Origin of the sequence: Sandaracinobacter neustonicus (genome assembly GCF_006385875.1) — a bacterium.
Taxonomy (GTDB): Bacteria; Pseudomonadota; Alphaproteobacteria; order Sphingomonadales; family Sphingomonadaceae; genus Sandaracinobacteroides; species Sandaracinobacteroides neustonicus.
Genome location: NZ_VFSU01000024.1, coordinates 181,738 through 196,670, shown reverse-complemented (window position 1 = coordinate 196,670; position 14,933 = coordinate 181,738). Strand labels below are relative to the sequence as shown.

The 14,933-nt window shown below is 65.9% G+C and carries 14 protein-coding genes and 1 tRNA gene; 10 read left to right on the top strand and 5 right to left on the bottom strand.

Annotated elements, in window-relative coordinates:
- Positions 1 to 28 precede the first annotated feature (28 nt).
- Both gltX and FJQ54_RS09665 read left to right on the top strand, forming a co-directional pair.
- Positions 29 to 1,468, top strand: coding sequence for a glutamate--tRNA ligase (gltX, locus tag FJQ54_RS09670; RefSeq protein ID WP_140928208.1), 1,440 nt, complete (start codon positions 29 to 31; stop codon positions 1,466 to 1,468).
- Between the two features lie 103 nt (positions 1,469 to 1,571).
- Positions 1,572 to 2,855 (top strand): citrate synthase, encoded by a 1,284-nt coding sequence (locus tag FJQ54_RS09665; protein WP_140928207.1) that lies wholly within the window; start codon positions 1,572 to 1,574, stop codon positions 2,853 to 2,855.
- A gap of 570 nt (positions 2,856 to 3,425) precedes the next feature.
- Here the strand turns inward: FJQ54_RS09665 and FJQ54_RS09660 are convergent.
- Both FJQ54_RS09660 and FJQ54_RS17945 read right to left on the bottom strand, forming a co-directional pair.
- Positions 3,426 to 4,493 carry a sigma-54 interaction domain-containing protein gene (locus FJQ54_RS09660; RefSeq protein ID WP_140928206.1) on the bottom strand — a complete coding sequence of 356 codons (1,068 nt, stop codon included), beginning with the start codon at positions 4,491 to 4,493 and terminating at the stop codon, positions 3,426 to 3,428.
- A 179-nt stretch (positions 4,494 to 4,672) separates the two neighbouring features.
- Positions 4,673 to 4,795 (bottom strand): hypothetical protein, encoded by a 123-nt coding sequence (locus tag FJQ54_RS17945; RefSeq protein ID WP_268920569.1) that lies wholly within the window; start codon positions 4,793 to 4,795, stop codon positions 4,673 to 4,675.
- A gap of 122 nt (positions 4,796 to 4,917) precedes the next feature.
- On the opposite strand from FJQ54_RS17945, the gene FJQ54_RS09655 reads away from it, so the two are divergent.
- The 5 genes from FJQ54_RS09655 to FJQ54_RS09635 all read left to right on the top strand — a co-directional run bounded on the left by FJQ54_RS09655 (position 4,918) and on the right by FJQ54_RS09635 (position 8,938).
- Positions 4,918 to 5,751 carry a helix-turn-helix domain-containing protein gene (locus FJQ54_RS09655; RefSeq protein WP_235890386.1) on the top strand — a complete coding sequence of 278 codons (834 nt, stop codon included), beginning with the start codon at positions 4,918 to 4,920 and terminating at the stop codon, positions 5,749 to 5,751.
- Between the two features lie 76 nt (positions 5,752 to 5,827).
- The gene (locus tag FJQ54_RS09650) at positions 5,828 to 7,129 is read left to right on the top strand and encodes an FAD-dependent oxidoreductase (protein ID WP_140928205.1); all 1,302 of its coding nucleotides are present in this window, start codon (positions 5,828 to 5,830) and stop codon (positions 7,127 to 7,129) included.
- Positions 7,130 to 7,183: 54 nt separating this feature from the next.
- Positions 7,184 to 7,260: transfer RNA gene (locus FJQ54_RS09645), tRNA-Pro, on the top strand.
- A gap of 295 nt (positions 7,261 to 7,555) precedes the next feature.
- Positions 7,556 to 8,089: a hypothetical protein gene (locus tag FJQ54_RS09640; RefSeq protein WP_140928204.1), complete on the top strand. Its 534-nt coding sequence runs from the start codon at positions 7,556 to 7,558 to the stop codon at positions 8,087 to 8,089.
- Positions 8,090 to 8,284: 195 nt separating this feature from the next.
- Positions 8,285 to 8,938, top strand: coding sequence for a 2'-5' RNA ligase family protein (locus FJQ54_RS09635; RefSeq protein ID WP_140928203.1), 654 nt, complete (start codon positions 8,285 to 8,287; stop codon positions 8,936 to 8,938).
- Here the strand turns inward: FJQ54_RS09635 and FJQ54_RS09630 are convergent.
- Genes FJQ54_RS09630 through FJQ54_RS09620 form a run of 3 tightly spaced genes read right to left on the bottom strand, consistent with a single transcriptional unit; the run spans position 8,928 to position 11,817 of the window.
- Entirely contained in the window at positions 8,928 to 9,416 is a 489-nt protein-coding gene (locus tag FJQ54_RS09630) for a low molecular weight protein-tyrosine-phosphatase (protein ID WP_140928202.1), read from the bottom strand. The two genes, FJQ54_RS09635 and FJQ54_RS09630, sit on opposite strands and share 11 nt — an antisense overlap.
- Positions 9,417 to 9,442: 26 nt before the next feature.
- Positions 9,443 to 10,318, bottom strand: a complete 876-nt coding sequence (gene mmsB, locus FJQ54_RS09625; protein ID WP_140928201.1) for a 3-hydroxyisobutyrate dehydrogenase — start codon at positions 10,316 to 10,318, stop codon at positions 9,443 to 9,445.
- Positions 10,319 to 10,323: 5 nt separating this feature from the next.
- Positions 10,324 to 11,817 (bottom strand): CoA-acylating methylmalonate-semialdehyde dehydrogenase, encoded by a 1,494-nt coding sequence (locus tag FJQ54_RS09620; protein ID WP_140928200.1) that lies wholly within the window; start codon positions 11,815 to 11,817, stop codon positions 10,324 to 10,326.
- A 106-nt stretch (positions 11,818 to 11,923) separates the two neighbouring features.
- On the opposite strand from FJQ54_RS09620, the gene FJQ54_RS09615 reads away from it, so the two are divergent.
- The 3 genes from FJQ54_RS09615 to FJQ54_RS09605 are packed head-to-tail and all read left to right on the top strand — an operon-like array spanning position 11,924 to position 14,891.
- On the top strand, positions 11,924 to 12,838 hold the full coding sequence (locus tag FJQ54_RS09615) for a LysR family transcriptional regulator (protein WP_140928199.1): 915 nt from the start codon (positions 11,924 to 11,926) through the stop codon (positions 12,836 to 12,838).
- 4 nt (positions 12,839 to 12,842) lie between these two features.
- Positions 12,843 to 14,432 (top strand): acyl-CoA dehydrogenase family protein, encoded by a 1,590-nt coding sequence (locus tag FJQ54_RS09610; RefSeq protein ID WP_235890385.1) that lies wholly within the window; start codon positions 12,843 to 12,845, stop codon positions 14,430 to 14,432.
- Positions 14,433 to 14,465: 33 nt separating this feature from the next.
- The gene (locus FJQ54_RS09605; RefSeq protein ID WP_140928198.1) at positions 14,466 to 14,891 is read left to right on the top strand and encodes a MarR family winged helix-turn-helix transcriptional regulator; all 426 of its coding nucleotides are present in this window, start codon (positions 14,466 to 14,468) and stop codon (positions 14,889 to 14,891) included.
- The last annotated feature ends 42 nt before the right edge of the window (positions 14,892 to 14,933 follow it).

The following is a 14,933-nucleotide window of genomic DNA, read 5'->3' as shown; positions in this document are numbered from 1 at the left end:
ACCCCGGGGGCCTCAATCGGACCCTTTGATGACAGACGCAAGCGATACCGTGCTTCCCGACTATGCGGGCCTGCCCCGGCCCGTCACCCGTTTTGCCCCCTCCCCCACCGGCTATCTGCACATCGGCGGGGCGCGCACGGCGCTGTTCAACCTGCTCTATGCGCGCCACCATGGCGGCAGCTTCCTGCTGCGAATCGAGGATACGGACAGGGCGCGTTCCACCGACGATGCCATCGCCAAGATCATCGACGGCATGAACTGGCTGAACCTTTCGCCCGACAAGCCGCCGCTGTTCCAGTTCGCCCGCGCGGATCGCCACGCGGCCATAGCCCATCGGCTGCTGGCCGAAGGCAAGGCCTATCGCTGCTATGCGACAGCCGAAGAGCTGGAAGCGATGCGCGAAGATCAGAAGGCGAACGGCCTGCCGCAGCGCTATGACGGCCGCTGGCGGGATCGCACCGACACTCCGGACCTGCCCTTTGTGGTGCGGCTGAAGGCCCCGCAGACGGGTGAGACGGTGATCGACGATCAGGTGCAAGGCCGGGTGACACAGGCGAACGAGGTGCTGGACGATTTCGTGCTGCTGCGCTCGGACGGCACCCCCACCTATATGCTGGCCGTGGTGGTGGACGATCATGACATGGCCGTTTCCCATGTCATCCGGGGGGACGATCATCTGACCAACACGTTCCGGCAACTGGCGCTCATCAAGGCGCTGGGCTGGCCGGAGCCTGTCTATGCGCATGTGCCGATGATCCATGGGCCGGATGGTGCGAAACTGTCCAAGCGGCACGGCGCGCTGGGGGTGGAAGCCTATCGTGACGAAATGGGCATCCTGCCCGAAGCGCTGGAAAACTACCTGCTGCGCCTTGGCTGGGGCCATGGCGACACCGAACTCGTCACGCGCGACGAGGCGGTGAAGCTGTTCGATCTGGACGGCGTCGGCCGTTCGCCGGGCCGCTTCGACCTGAAGAAGCTGGAGAGCGTGAACGCGCATTATATGAAACAGGCCGACAATCAGAGGCTTGTGGATCTGGCCGCGCCCCGGATGGAGGCGCTGCTGGGCGCGCCGCTGGGCGCTGACAGCCGCGCGATTCTGCTCCGCAGCATGGACGAGCTGAAGCCGAGAGCGAAGAATCTCAACGAGTTGGCATCGTCGGCGCTGTTTCTCGTTCGCAATCGCCCGCTGGCGATGGACGAGGGCGCTGCAAAGTTGCTAGACGCCGACGGCAAGGCGCTGCTGGCGGAAACCCGGGCAGCGCTGGCGGCGGTTCCCTCATGGGATCGCGAAGCTCTGGAAACGGCCGCCAAGGCGGTGGCCGAAAACCGGGGGCTGGGTTTGGGCAAGGTGGCCGGGCCGCTGCGCGCGGCGCTGACCGGCCAGCCCAACGCCCCCAGCGTGTTCGCCGTGATGGCGGCGCTGGGGCGCGACGAAAGCATAGGGCGCATTGACGACGCGCTCGGGTAAGGAACCCGCCGCAGAGCGGGATGGTTCGCGAAGCGCATACGAATGCGCAACAGAGTTCAAAGGGCGCTGAACGCGCCCGGCAAACGGGATTGGAAGGGCAGATATGAGCGCAGAAGCCACACTCACCCTCGGCGACAAGAGCGTAACGATGCCGGTGAAAGACGGCACCATCGGCCCGCAAGTCATCGATATCCGCAAGCTCTATGGCCAGACGGGTGCCTTCACCTTCGATCCCGGCTTCACCAGCACGGCATCCTGCGAATCCGCCATCACCTACATCGATGGCGACAAGGGCGTGCTGCTGCACCGTGGCTACCCCATCGAGCAGCTGGCGGAAAAATCCAGCTTCATGGAAGTCGCCTATCTGCTGACCGAAGGCGAACTGCCCTCCGCCGAAGAACTGAAGCGCTTCGAATATACCATCAGCCGCCACACCATGGTGCATGAGCAGCTGCTGCAATTCTTCCGCGGCTTCCGCCGCGATGCCCACCCGATGGCCATCATGTGCGGCGTGGTCGGCGCGCTGTCTGCCTTCTATCATGATTCCACCGACGTCGATGATCCCAAGCAGCGCATGATCGCCAGCAACCGGCTGATCGCGAAGATGCCCACCATCGCGGCGATGGCCTATAAATATTCCGTCGGCCAGCCCTTCGTTTATCCCGATAACTCGCTGAGCTACACCGGCAATTTCCTGAAGATGACCTTCGGCGTGCCGGCCGAGCCCTATGTCGTCGATCCGGTGATCGAGCGGGCGATGGACCGTATCTTCATCCTGCACGCCGATCATGAGCAGAACGCCTCCACCTCCACGGTGCGGCTGGCCGGTTCCTCCGGCGCGAACCCGTTCGCCTGCATGGCGGCGGGCATCGCCTGCCTGTGGGGCCCGGCGCACGGCGGCGCGAACGAAGCAGCGCTGAACATGCTGCGCGAAATCGGCCGCCCGGAACGCATCCCGGAATATATCGCCCGCGCGAAAGACAAGGACGATCCGTTCCGGCTGATGGGCTTCGGCCACCGTGTGTACAAAAACTACGATCCGCGCGCGACGGTGATGCAGCAGACCGCCAAGGAAGTGCTGGAAAAGCTGGGCGTTTCCGATCCCGTGTTCGATGTCGCCCGCGAACTGGAACAGATCGCCCTGAAGGACGAATATTTCGTCTCCAAGAAGCTCTACCCGAACGTGGACTTCTATTCGGGTATCATCCTGTCTGCCATCGGCTTCCCCACCAGCATGTTCACCGTGCTGTTCGCACTGGCCCGCACCGTGGGCTGGGTGGCGCAGTGGAACGAAATGATCGGCGACCCGGAACAAAAGATCGGCCGCCCGCGCCAGCTGTACACCGGCGCGGCGCAGCGGGATTATGTGGATATCGCCAAGCGCTGAGCTTCGGCGGCGTTGCCGTGGTGAAGCGGCGACGTTGCGGTTGAGGGGGCTTTGCCCCCTCAAACTTGCCCGGCAGGGAGCCGTGCTCCCTGCACCCGCATTCCTTGTTTTTCCGTTAAATCTCCGCACGTCACCCCGAACTTGATCCGGGGTCCCGCTGTTCTTCGGCAACGTTGGAAGATGAAGCGCCCCCCCTCCGGATCAAGTCCGGGGTGACGCTGAGGTTGTGGGCAGCGTTGGATTATGGCCTGAGGCGCTTCTGTCCCCCTTGTTGTGATCTCTGAGGCTCAGGCCCAGCGGTGACACCCCCTCTCCAACTCTCCCCCTTGCAGGGGGAGAGGGCTTCGTAGCGCCGCAGGCAATCAAAGTGGATCACTCGCACGACGTGGTAGGTGGGCCGCAACGCAAATGTTGAGGGTGCAGGGAAATCATTTCCCTGCCGGGTCCGGGCAGAGCCCGGCCGCCGGAGGCAAAAAACCGGGAGCCGGGTTCCAAGGTCAGAGCCATTGGCCGCCGGAGTCACCAAACACCCCACCGCCTTCACTAAACCGCACCGCGCCCGCCCTCCCCTCAAGCCGCCTCGTTTGCGGCTTTCAGCCCCATGCGCTTCAGCTTTTCCACCAGCGTGGTGCGTTTCAGCCCCAGCAGGCGGGCGGATTCGGCGATGGTGCCGTTGGAGGCGGCGAGCGCCTGCGCGATCAGCGTGGCCTCGGCTTCGGCCAGCAATTGTTTCAGCGCCATGGGGGCCAGCGGGTTGGCCTCCACCGCGAGGCTGTCGGCGAGACTGGCTGTGCGCGGGGCGGGCGTGGCGGCGGGGGCTTGCAACCACGCCTCCATGGTGCGGCGGCGCGGGGTGAGCAGCCGGTCCACCGTTTCGGCGGGCAGCAGGCGCTCGCCCAGCGCCAGCGCGCGATCGACGAAGTTGCGGAGTTCGCGCAGATTTCCGGGCCAGTGATGCGCCTGCAGGCGCGCCAGCCCGTCTGCGGGCAGGTGCAGGCGCAGGCGCTGCGCATCGGCGAAATGGGCGACGAGGGCCTCGATATCCTCCAGCCGGGCGGCGAGCGGCGGCAGGTCCAGCAGCACCACGGCGAGCCGCCAGTAGAGATCGGCGCGGAACTGACGGGTGTCGACCGCAGCTTCCAGATCGACGTTGGTGGCAGCCACAAGGCGGAAATCGACAGCGATGGGGCGGCCGCCGCCCAGCCGTTCGACGCTGCGGGTTTCCAGCGCGCGCAGCAGCTTCACCTGCAACGGCAGCGGCAGATCGCCCACTTCGTCCAGAAACAGCGTGCCGCCGTGCGCGGCTTCCAGCCGGCCGATGCGGGTTCGGCTGGCGCCGGTGTAGGCCCCGGCTTCCGCGCCGAACAGCTCGGCTTCGGCCAGATCGTGCGGGATCGCGCCACAGTTCACGGCCTCGAACGGGCCGGTGGCGCGCGGGCTTGCGGCGTGCAGCGCCCGGGCGGCATTTTCCTTGCCGCTGCCGGACGGGCCGGTGAGCAGCACGGTCGCGTCTGACGGCGCGACGCGGGCAATGGTTTCGCGCAGGCGGCGCATGGCGGCGGAGCCGCCGATCAGCTCTGCAGACGCGCGCGGCCCCCTTGGCAGGCTGCCCGCGCCGGACATCGGAACTTCGCCCATCCCTCTATGCTCCTGCCGGGGGTGTTTGCTGAAGTTGATCGACCCATTTTTGCGACGTGCCTGCCCGGCCCTTTCGGGATCGCGCCAGGCTGAAATCCATATCTTGCTTCAGGCCCGCTCCTTCCAGCGGCCGCCTTGCGGCGGGTGCCTGAACCATCAGATGCGCTTGCCGGAACCGCTCAGATGCTGCCTTTCAACCCGTGCCCGAAACCGCCGTTAAGGCCGTTCTGCGGGCAGTTGCCGTTGACCTTTTCCTGCCGACCGGCATAGCTGTCTGCGGGTCGGCGGACGATCTGTGGCACGGCTGGCGGGCAGCCTTGAGCCGCGATACGACCGCTCTGGTGGATTTGCCATGGCCGGAGGGCGGCGCGGCGTGAATCTGACCGGGGAAACCATATGGTTTTCTTTGGGTTAGGAGCGCGACTTGGCCGATTATGATACATCCGGAATGAACTGTTCCACCAGTTATCCACTGAAGATTTTGCTGCTCGGAACCGGCTTGCCGCTGGCGGATCTGCGGCAATGGCAATTGGTTACGGGCGAGAGCGACATTTCGGCCCAACTGCGCCGCGAGCGGCCGGACTTGCTGCTGATCGACGCAGCAGAGGTGGAACCAGACCTCGCCGCGACGCTGCAATCGCCCGAATTCGCCCACATCCCGCTGATCCTGCTGGCCGGAGACGCAGATGCCGAAGCGGTCGGCCTGCTGCTGGAACGACCACTGAAAATCGTCGGCCAGCCCGAGCATCTTGCAGCGGCCGCCGCCGAAATCGCGGCCGGATTGTCCGGTGGGGCAGCAGACGCGCGCTCCGAATATGAGGCGGACGAGCGGCTGGCAGCGCTGAAGCGCGATGCCGAGCGGGTGGCGGCGGCGCTCGCCGATCTGGCAGGGCTGCGCGGCGCGGAACAGGCGCGTGCCGTGACGGCGGCGCGAATCCGCGCGCACATCAAGGCCCGGCGCAACCGCGAACGCTTCTTCGCGGCAGACCTGCTGTCCGATCCGGTATGGGACATCCTGCTGGATCTCGCCGCCGCCCGGATGGAGGAGCGGCCCGTCAGCGTCTCCAGCCTGTGCATCGCCGCCGCCGTGCCGACCACCACGGCGCTGCGCACGATCAAGATGATGGTGGATCGCGGCATGCTGACACGGCGCAGCGATCCGGCGGACGCACGGCGCAGCTTCATCGCGCTGACGACGCACAGCGCCAAGGCGATGGAGGGCTGCCTGGAGGCGGTGCTGAACCAGCCCGGCCAATAGGTTGCAGACCAATAGGTTGCGCAGCGCGCGCATTGCGGCCACTCTTGCCACCGGGAGACTGCGGGAGAGAGGCGCGATGCGCACATTGGCGATCATCGGATCGGGGCCGGCCGGATTCTACACGGCAGAGGCCGCGCTGAAGGCGATGGGCGAACACGTCCGGATCGACATCATAGACCGGCTGCCGACGCCCTATGGGTTGATCCGCGCGGGCGTCGCACCGGATCATCAATCCATCAAGGCTGTATCGCGCCGATATGATCAGGTCGCGGCGGACCCGCGCGTGCGCTTTCTGGGCAATGTCGCCATCGGCACGGACATCTCAGCCACCGAGCTGACGGGCATTTACGACGATGTCGTGCTGGCCGTGGGGGCCCCGCAGGATCGTCCGCTGGGCGTGCCCGGCGCGGAGCTGCCCGGCGTTGTCGGCTCCGCCGCGTTCGTGGGCTGGTACAATGGCCACCCGGATTTCCGCGATCTCGCCCCGCCGCTGGGCGTGGAAAGCGCGGTGGTGGTGGGCAATGGCAATGTCGCCATCGATTGCGCGCGCATCCTCGCCAAGACGGTGGCGGAACTGCAAGACAGCGACATCGTGAACCATGCGCTGGACCCGCTGGCGCAATCGAAGGTGCGCCGCGTGCATGTGCTGGGGCGGCGCGGGCCGCATCAGGCGAGCTTCACGCTGAAGGAAGTGGGGGAACTGGGAGAACTGGCCCGCGCCACACCGCTGGTGCGCGCGGCAGACTTCCCCCCCGCCGAGGAGGACGGCTGGCTGGACAGCGGCCAGCGCCGGGTGGTGGAGGTGCTGCGCAAATTTGCTGCCGCCGGGCCGGACGCAGCCAAGCCAGTGACAATCAGCCTCGATTTCTTCCGCCGCCCGCTGCGGGTGATCGGCAGGTCCCATGTGGAAGCGCTGGAGGTGATGAAAACCCGGCTGGACGAGGACGGCCAAGCCATCGACACGGGCGAGACGGAGACGATCCCCTGCGGGCTGGTGGTGGCGGCGATCGGCTATCGCAGCACGCCGATTCCGGGCGTGCCGTTCGACGAAACGGCGGGGCGTTTCGTGAATGTGGACGGGCTGATTGCGCCGGGTCTGTGGTGCGTGGGCTGGGCGCGGCGCGGGCCTTCGGGCACCATCGGCACCAACCGGCCGGATGGCTTCGCGCTGGTGGAACGGATCGCAGCGACTCCGGTGGCAGGCGGCAAGCCCGGCCGCGCCGGGATCGACGCGCTGCTGGCCGCGCGCGGGGTGCAGGTGGCCGATTTCGCCGACTGGCAGATGATCGACGCACTGGAGGTTTCCCGTGCACGAACCGGCGCCCCGCGCGAGAAGATTGTGGCGCTGGAGGAATTGCGCGCTGTTTTTGCTGGATAGCCGCGTTTCCATGTTGACGCGGCCACCCCCCGCGACTATCCCGCCGCCTCGGTCCGGGGAATAGCTCAGCCTGGTAGAGCGCTGCCTTCGGGAGGCAGAGGCCGGAGGTTCGAATCCTCTTTCCCCGACCAATTTCCTTTTTTGCAATAAAAACAATGCTTTAAGCGGCAAAATTGGAAAATTGTGGGGCAGGTTTGGGTGATCGCTTTCTCTTAGCCCCTCGCCTCCTCTGCAGCGGGGGCCGCCCAAAATGTTGTTAAGGACGGTAGCCCACCCCGTCGGCCTCACCTGTTTGCGGTCCGGGAAACATCTTACCATGCCCCGCGCGATCACCTACTCATGGGTTTCTAGATTTGTGGCCTTGCACGATATCTAGATATGTGTGGAGCGTTGTGAATGTCGCGGAATGGACGGAACTACCTCAAGTTGACGGTTGCCATATGTTTATCGGCTGGCGTCACATCCGCCTGTGCTGAGGATTCGACCGGTCTCTTCCCGGATATGGAACGGGCTCTCACATTTACGCAGTCCTTTGGGGCCGAATGGCGCGACCCTGCCCCGCTCAAAGATTCGGGTGGCTACTATCTAGGTTTTTCCAAGCCCGCCTTTTTCGTCTACTCATTAGGCACTCTTAAAGGATATGTAGGCATCGCATATGACGATACCGGAAGAATCGGACTATACGAAGTTCGCTTTCCTGTCGTTGATAAAAAATGCGTTGGCGTGCCAAACACCCGCGTGCTCGCCAAAAGTTTGCTAAAAAGCTTTGAGCCAAATTTTGCGAACGACGTGCGGGAAGTTAATCGTGTTGGCAGCTCTGCAGACCTTGTTTGGCCTTACACAGCATTTCCAAGTGGTCCCGGTGCGATTGTAGGACACACCGCCTTCACGTTCTACAAGATGAACGGTTACTGCAGCTTTCGAATATTCAGGATCAAGGATCCGTCAAAATTGAGATAATCTCTGAGCTAATGGAACCTTCGGCCACTACACAGCGGAAGGCCTTAGTGAATACGGCCTTGAGGAAGGCATCGTCGCTGCCGTCCATACCACATGGATGTGCCCCCTGCCCGCAGGTAGCCGTGCTCGAACGATGGACTACGCTATGTCGATTATCCCATTTGTTCTACTTATGTTCTGATCTATGCTCTGCGAATGTTCGCCGATTCGCGCCCGTCCCGAAACCTTGCCCGCGCCAGCTCGGCGCGGCCTTCGCACAAGGCCAACCTCTATTTCGCGGCTGTGCCGCCGCCGGACGTCATCAAACCCATGTCTGATGCGTGGGCGCGGCTGGGGACTGGCGCCAGCTTTCGCCACGACAAGCTGCATCTCACGCTGCTGGGCGTGCACAAGGGCGATGAGCCGCCGGTGGAGTTGCTGGACAAGTTGTGCGGCATGAAGCTGGCACCGCGTGTGGGCGCGTTCGAGTTGCAGTTTGATCAGATGATGGCCTTCCATGATGCCATCGTCCTTGCCCGTTCCCGACGGGACCGGCTGCCCGGTTATCTGGCCTATGATCTGCATCGGGCTGCGCTGCGGCAGGCCGTTGTCACCACCCCGCTCTCGCGGCTCAATCCGCATGTCACCTTGGCCTATGGCGGCGGCCTTGCCGATCCGCGCGCGCTGCACAGGCCGATCCGCTGGACGGTGGACGAGGTGTTTCTGGCGCTGAAGCGGCCCGATGGATCGCCGTTGCGGCGGCTGGCGCGCTGGAGGCTGCCGATGAAGGGAGCGATCCGGCTGGAGGAGGCGGAGCGCTATGTCTCAAGGCCCGTGCAGCTGGCGTTGCCGGGGCTTTTCAGTGATTGAGAAGCCGCGCGACGAGCGCCTGTGCAGCGGCGTCCACCTCGGCCCAACTGCGGGCGAAATCCTGCGCGTCGCCATAATAGGGGTCTGCCACGGCCTGCCCCTGCCTGCCCTTCACCAGATCGAGCAGCAGCGCCAGTTCGGCGGGCGACGGATCGGGCGCAAGGCGGCGGAGATTGCCGAGATTGGCATGATCGGCCGCGAAAATGTGGCTGAAGCGGGTGAAATCATCCAGCCGCACCTGCCGGGCGCGCAGGCCGCTGATATCCACGCCGTTCGCCCGCGCGACGGCCTGCGCGCGCGGGTCCGGCGGATGGCCGACATGCCAGTCCCCCGTACCGGCGGAATCCGCCATGACGTCCAGCCCCGCCGCCGTGGCGCGGGCGCGGAATGCCCCCTCCGCCAGCGGAGAGCGGCAGATATTGCCGAGGCAGACGAACAGGATGGCCGGGCGCGAAGGCCCGGATTGGCGAGCAGGCATTCGCGCTTTTTATGCCATCACGCGCCTCAGTCCAGCGCCTTGATGATCGCGGAGAAGTCCAGCCCGCCCTGCCCTTCGGCGGCGAAGGCTTCATACAATTCCAGCGCCCGCGCACCCATCGGCGTGCTGGCATAGGCGCTGTTCGCGGCCTCTGCCGCCAGCCGCAAATCCTTCAGCATCAGGTTCACCGCGAAGCCGCCCTGATAGCCGCGATCGGCGGGCGTTTCCGGCCCCACGCCCGGCAAGGGGCAATAGCTCGTCATCGACCAGCACTGGCCGGACGACACCGAGGCGATGTCGTAGAAACGCTGCGGGTCCAGCCCCAGCTTGTTCGCCAGCACGAATGCCTCGGCCGTGGCGATCATCGAAGCGCCCAGCAGCATGTTGTTGCAGATTTTCGCTGTCTGCCCCGCCCCGCTGTCTCCGGCGTGGATCACCGCCTTGCCCATCGCTTCCAGCACGGGTTTCGCGCGGGTGAAGCCCTCATCCGTGCCGCCGACCATGAAGGTGAGCGTGCCTGCATTCGCCGCCGCGATCCCGCCGGAAACCGGCGCATCCACAGCGACATAGCCCTTCGCCGCCGCCTCCGCGCCCAGTTCTTTGGCGGTGGCGACGTCGATTGTGGAGCAATCGATCAGCAGCGTGCCGGGTGCCGCCTTGCCGAACACGGCGTCGCGATACACGGCAGCCACATGCGCGCCGGCGGGCAGCATGGACACCACCACATCCGCGCCCGCCACCGCCGCTTCGGCCGAAGCGGCACGCGTGCAGCCCGCCGCTTCCGCCTTCGCCAGCGCGTCCGCAGACAGGTCAAAGGCGCGCACCGCGAACCCCTTGGCGGCCAGATTCGCGGCCATGCCGCCGCCCATATTGCCCAGCCCGATGAATGCGATTGTCGTCATGGCGCTTACCCCATCGTCGGGATGACAAAGCTGTTCCCGCCTTCCGCCGATCCGTCCGGCCATTTCTGCGTGACCGTTTTCACCTTCGTCCAGAAGCGGACGCCTTCGGTGCCATGCTGGTTGTGATCGCCGAACGCGGAGCGCTTCCAGCCGCCGAAGCTGTGATAGGCGACCGGCACCGGGATCGGCACGTTGATCCCCACCATCCCCACATTCACCCGCGCCGCGAATTCGCGCGCGGCATGGCCGTTGCGGGTGAAGATGGCGACACCATTGCCATATTGGTGCGTGCTGGGCAGCGCGACGGCATCCTCGAACGTCTCCGCCCGCACGATCTGCAGCACCGGGCCGAAGATTTCCTCTTTATAGGCGCGCATGTCGGGCGTCACATGATCGAACAGGGTCGGGCCGATGAAGAAGCCTTTTTCGTGGCCCTGAAGCTCGAAGCCCCGGCCATCCACCACCAGCTCCGCGCCTTCGTCCACGCCGGTCTGGATCCAGCCTTCCACCCGCGCCTTGTGGGCGGCGTTCACGACCGGTCCGTAATCGGCATCCGGATCGGTGGAGACGCCCACGCGCAGCTTCGCAATGGCCTTCACCATCCGCGCGCGCAGTTCATCCGCCGTGGATTTGCCCACCGGCACCACCACCGGCAGCGCCATGCAGCGTTCGCCCGCCGAGCCGAAGGCCGCCCCCGCCAGATCGGAGACGACCTGATCCAAGTCAGCGTCCGGCATGACGATGCCATGGTTCTTCGCCCCGCCCATCGCCTGCACCCGCTTGCCCGCCGCGACTCCGCGTGAATAGACATAATGGGCGATATCAGACGATCCCACGAAGCTGACGGCGCTGATGGCGGGGTGATCGAGGATGGCGTCCACCATCTCCTTGTCGCCATGCACCACCTGCAGAATGCCTTCCGGCGCACCCGCTTCGCGCAGCAGTTCGGCCAGCCGCACCGGCACGGAGGGGTCGCGTTCGGAAGGCTTCAGGATGAAGGCGTTGCCGCAGGCGATCGCCACGCCGAACATCCACATCGGGATCATCGCCGGGAAGTTGAACGGGGTGATCCCCGCGCCGATGCCCAGCGGCACCCGGGTGGAAAGCACGTCGATCCCCGGGCCCGCCCCCAGCGTATATTCGCCCTTCAGCAGGTGCGGGATGCCGCAGGCGAACTCGATCACTTCCAGCCCGCGCTGAATATCGCCCTTCGAATCCGCGATCACCTTGCCATGTTCGGACGAGAGCATGTACGCCAGCTCGTCCATATTTTTTTCAACCAGCGCCTTGAAGGCGAACATCACCCGCGCGCGGCGCTGCGGGTTGGTGGCGGCCCAGCCAGGCTGGGCTTTCTGCGCGGCGGCCACGGCGGCATCCAGCAACGCGGCGTCGCCCAGCGGCACGCGCGCCTGCACCACGCCTGCGTTGGGGTCGAAAACGTCGCTGTATCGCGTGGCGGCAGCCGCGCCAGTGGCGAGGAAATGGTCGATCTGCTTCATATCCGGGCTCCCTCCCGTTCGATGTGGCCGCCTTCTGGACCTTCGCGGCGGGGCCGTGAAGCGGGCAAATTTGCAAGCTGCTGGCGCATTGGTGCAAAGTGGCCGCATGAACTGGGATGATTTGCGCATCTTCCTCGCCGTGGCGCGGGCCGGGCGGCTGGAACCTGCGGGGCTGGCGGCTGGCGTCGATTCCAGCACAGTCTCCCGCCGGGTGGCCCGGCTGGAGGCGGAACTGGGCGTAACGCTGTTCGAACATGGCCGCAGCGGCCACCAGCTAACGTCGGCAGGCGTGCAACTGATGGCGCATGCCGAACAGGCCGAACGCGCGGCCCACGCCGCGCGTGAAAGCCTGACGGGCAGCGAAGGGCGACTCCGCGTCAGCGTGTCGGAAGGGTTCGGCACCTTCGTGGTCGCCCGCCGCCTGTGTGAATTCCATGCCCGCCACCCCGGAATCGCGGTGGAACTGGTCGCCTCGGCTGGCTTCCTCAGCCCGTCCCGGCGGGAGGCCGATCTGGCGGTGATGCTGGCACGGCCGACGCACGGCCCGCTGATCGCCCGGCGGCTGACGGATTATGGGCTGGGGCTATATGCCGCCCGCAGCTATCTTACCGCCAATGGCGCGCCGGCCGAGGTGGCGGCGCTGAGCGCGCACCCGCTGATCGGCTATGTGCCCGACCTCATCTACGCCGAGGAACTGCGCTACCTCTCTGAGATCGCGCCGGGGCTGGAGGCGCAGCTGTGCAGCAGCAGCATCGGTGCGCAGGCGGCGATGCTGGGCGCGGGCGCGGGGATCGGCGTGCTGCCGCATTTCATCGCCCGACAGATGCCGGGGCTGGCGCCTGTGCTGCCTGCCGAAGTGGATATCCGCCGCACCTTCTGGCTGGTGGTGCACCGCGACGCCCGGCAACTGGCGCGGGTGGACGCCTTCATCCGCTGGCTGGTCGATCTGGCGGGGACGGAGCCGCTGCTGCGCGCATTGGCGGCCGAACCCGACCACGCTAAGCAGAGCGAAAGGGAGTGAGCCGATGTCGAGCCTGAAGCCGCTGGCGCAGCTGGAAACGCATGAGGTGTTCAATCAGGCCCCGCCGATGGAGGATCGCAACCTCTGGCTGGATGACCGGGCTTTGCAACACGCCGTGGCGAAGGCGGGCGGCGCGGCGCATGCCCCGCGTTTGCAGGCGCTGGGCGCGCGCGTCGGCTCGGCCGAGGTGATCGAATGGGGCTTTGAAGCCAACCGCCAGACGCCGGTGCTGGAAACGTTCGACCGCTTCGGCCACCGCATCGACGAAGTCCGCTTCCATCCCGCCTATCACCAGTTGATGGCGCTGGGGCTGGACAGCGGCTTTGCCTCTGCAGCGTGGACGGGCCAGCCTGCGGGCCATGTCGCCCATGCCGCGATCCTGTTCCTGCAGGGGCAGGCCGATTCCGGCAGCATCTGCCCCATGACGATGACCTACGCCGCCGTGCCCGCCTTGCAGGCGGAACCCAAAGTGGCGCGCGAGTGGGTGCCGCGCATTCAGGCCGGGCGCTACGACGGCGCGGCGCGCCCGGCGGCGGAGAAGGCGGGCGTCACCATCGGCATGGCGATGACGGAAAAACAGGGCGGATCGGACGTGCGCGCCAACAGCACAAAAGCCGAACCGGTTGGAGACGACTGGTTCCGGCTGACGGGGCACAAATGGTTCTGCTCCGCGCCGATGTGCGACGCCTTCCTGACGCTTGCCTACACCGACGCCGGTCTTACCTGCTTCCTCGTGCCGCGCTGGCTGCCCGATGGCGAGCGCAACGCCGGGTTCCGGGTGATGCGGCTGAAAGACAAGCTGGGCGACCGCTCCAACGCCTCGTCCGAAATCGAATATCATGGCGCGCTGGCGCAGCGGCTGGGGCCGGAGGGGCGCGGCGTTTCCACCATCATCCAGATGGTGCAGCACACGCGGCTGGATTGCGTGCTGGGATCGGCGCAGCAGATGCGCGCCTCGCTGGCGCAGGCGCTATGGCACACGGCGCATCGCTCTGCGTTCCAGCGGCGGTTGATCGATCAGCCCGCAATGGCGGGCGTGCTGGCCGATCTGGCGGTGGAAAGCGAAGCCTCGACGGCCATCGGCCTGCGTCTGGCGCAGGCGTTCGATGCGCAGGAACCGCTGGCGCGGCTGCTGACGCCGCTGGCCAAATATTGGGTGTGCAAGCGCACGCCGGGCTTCGTGTACGAAGCGATGGAGTGCCTTGGCGGCGCGGGCTACATCGAAAGCGGCCCCATGGCGCGCATCTTCCGGCAATCGCCGCTGAACGCGATCTGGGAAGGATCGGGCAATGTCATCGCGCTGGACGTGCTGCGGGCCATCGCGCGCGAGCCGGAGGGCGTGGAGGCGCTGTCGGAGTGGCTGAAGGCGCAAGCGGGGCGCAACGCGGGCTATGGCCGCTTCATCGCCGCCCTCGATTTCAGCCGGATCACCGAAGCGACGGCGCGGTTGTTCGTGGAGCGGCTGGCGCTGGCGGCCCAGGCGGCAACGCTGCTGGAATGGGACAACCCCGTGGCAGACGCCTTTGCACCCTGCGGCTGGACGGGCGCGGCAATGCTTATGGGGCGTATGATGCCGCCATCGACACGCGGGTGATCCTGCAACGCGCGCTGCCGCTGGGCTGATCCGATGCTGCGGCTTCAGGATTTCCTGCCCTATCGGCTCTCCATTGCCTCCAACGCGGTGTCGGATCGGGTAGCGCATGCCTATCAGGCGCGCTTCGGGCTGAAGATTCCGGAATGGCGGGTGATCGCCGTGGTGGCGGAACAGGGCCGCGCCACGCAGGCGGGCCTCGTGGCTGCCACGCAGATGGACAAGATGACGATCTCCCGCGCGGTCGGCGCGCTGGTGGAGCGCGGGCTGCTGGTGCGCAGCACCGCGGATGACAGGCGCACGCTGCAACTGGCGCTGACAGAGGACGGCAAGGCGCTGCATTCAGAGATCGCGCCGCTGGCGCTGGGGATCGAGGCGGAACTGCTCGCGGGCTTCTCAGAATCCGAACGCGCACAGCTTCTGGCCCTGCTGGCGCGGTTAGAGGCTTGCGCCAGATCGTAACAACGGTTACATTGTCCCGACTTCGGATATGGGAGACGGGAT

Coding starts and splice junctions, on each gene's coding strand:
- gltX (WP_140928208.1), top strand. CDS start 29: ATGACAGACGCAAGCGATACCGTGCTTCCCGACTATGCGGGCCTGCCC.
- FJQ54_RS09665 (WP_140928207.1), top strand. CDS start 1,572: ATGAGCGCAGAAGCCACACTCACCCTCGGCGACAAGAGCGTAACGATG.
- FJQ54_RS09660 (WP_140928206.1), bottom strand. CDS start 4,493: ATGGGCGAAGTTCCGATGTCCGGCGCGGGCAGCCTGCCAAGGGGGCCG.
- FJQ54_RS09650 (WP_140928205.1), top strand. CDS start 5,828: ATGCGCACATTGGCGATCATCGGATCGGGGCCGGCCGGATTCTACACG.
- FJQ54_RS09635 (WP_140928203.1), top strand. CDS start 8,285: ATGTTCGCCGATTCGCGCCCGTCCCGAAACCTTGCCCGCGCCAGCTCG.
- FJQ54_RS09630 (WP_140928202.1), bottom strand. CDS start 9,416: ATGCCTGCTCGCCAATCCGGGCCTTCGCGCCCGGCCATCCTGTTCGTC.
- mmsB (WP_140928201.1), bottom strand. CDS start 10,318: ATGACGACAATCGCATTCATCGGGCTGGGCAATATGGGCGGCGGCATG.
- FJQ54_RS09620 (WP_140928200.1), bottom strand. CDS start 11,817: ATGAAGCAGATCGACCATTTCCTCGCCACTGGCGCGGCTGCCGCCACG.
- FJQ54_RS09615 (WP_140928199.1), top strand. CDS start 11,924: ATGAACTGGGATGATTTGCGCATCTTCCTCGCCGTGGCGCGGGCCGGG.
- FJQ54_RS09610 (WP_235890385.1), top strand. CDS start 12,843: ATGTCGAGCCTGAAGCCGCTGGCGCAGCTGGAAACGCATGAGGTGTTC.
- FJQ54_RS09605 (WP_140928198.1), top strand. CDS start 14,466: ATGCTGCGGCTTCAGGATTTCCTGCCCTATCGGCTCTCCATTGCCTCC.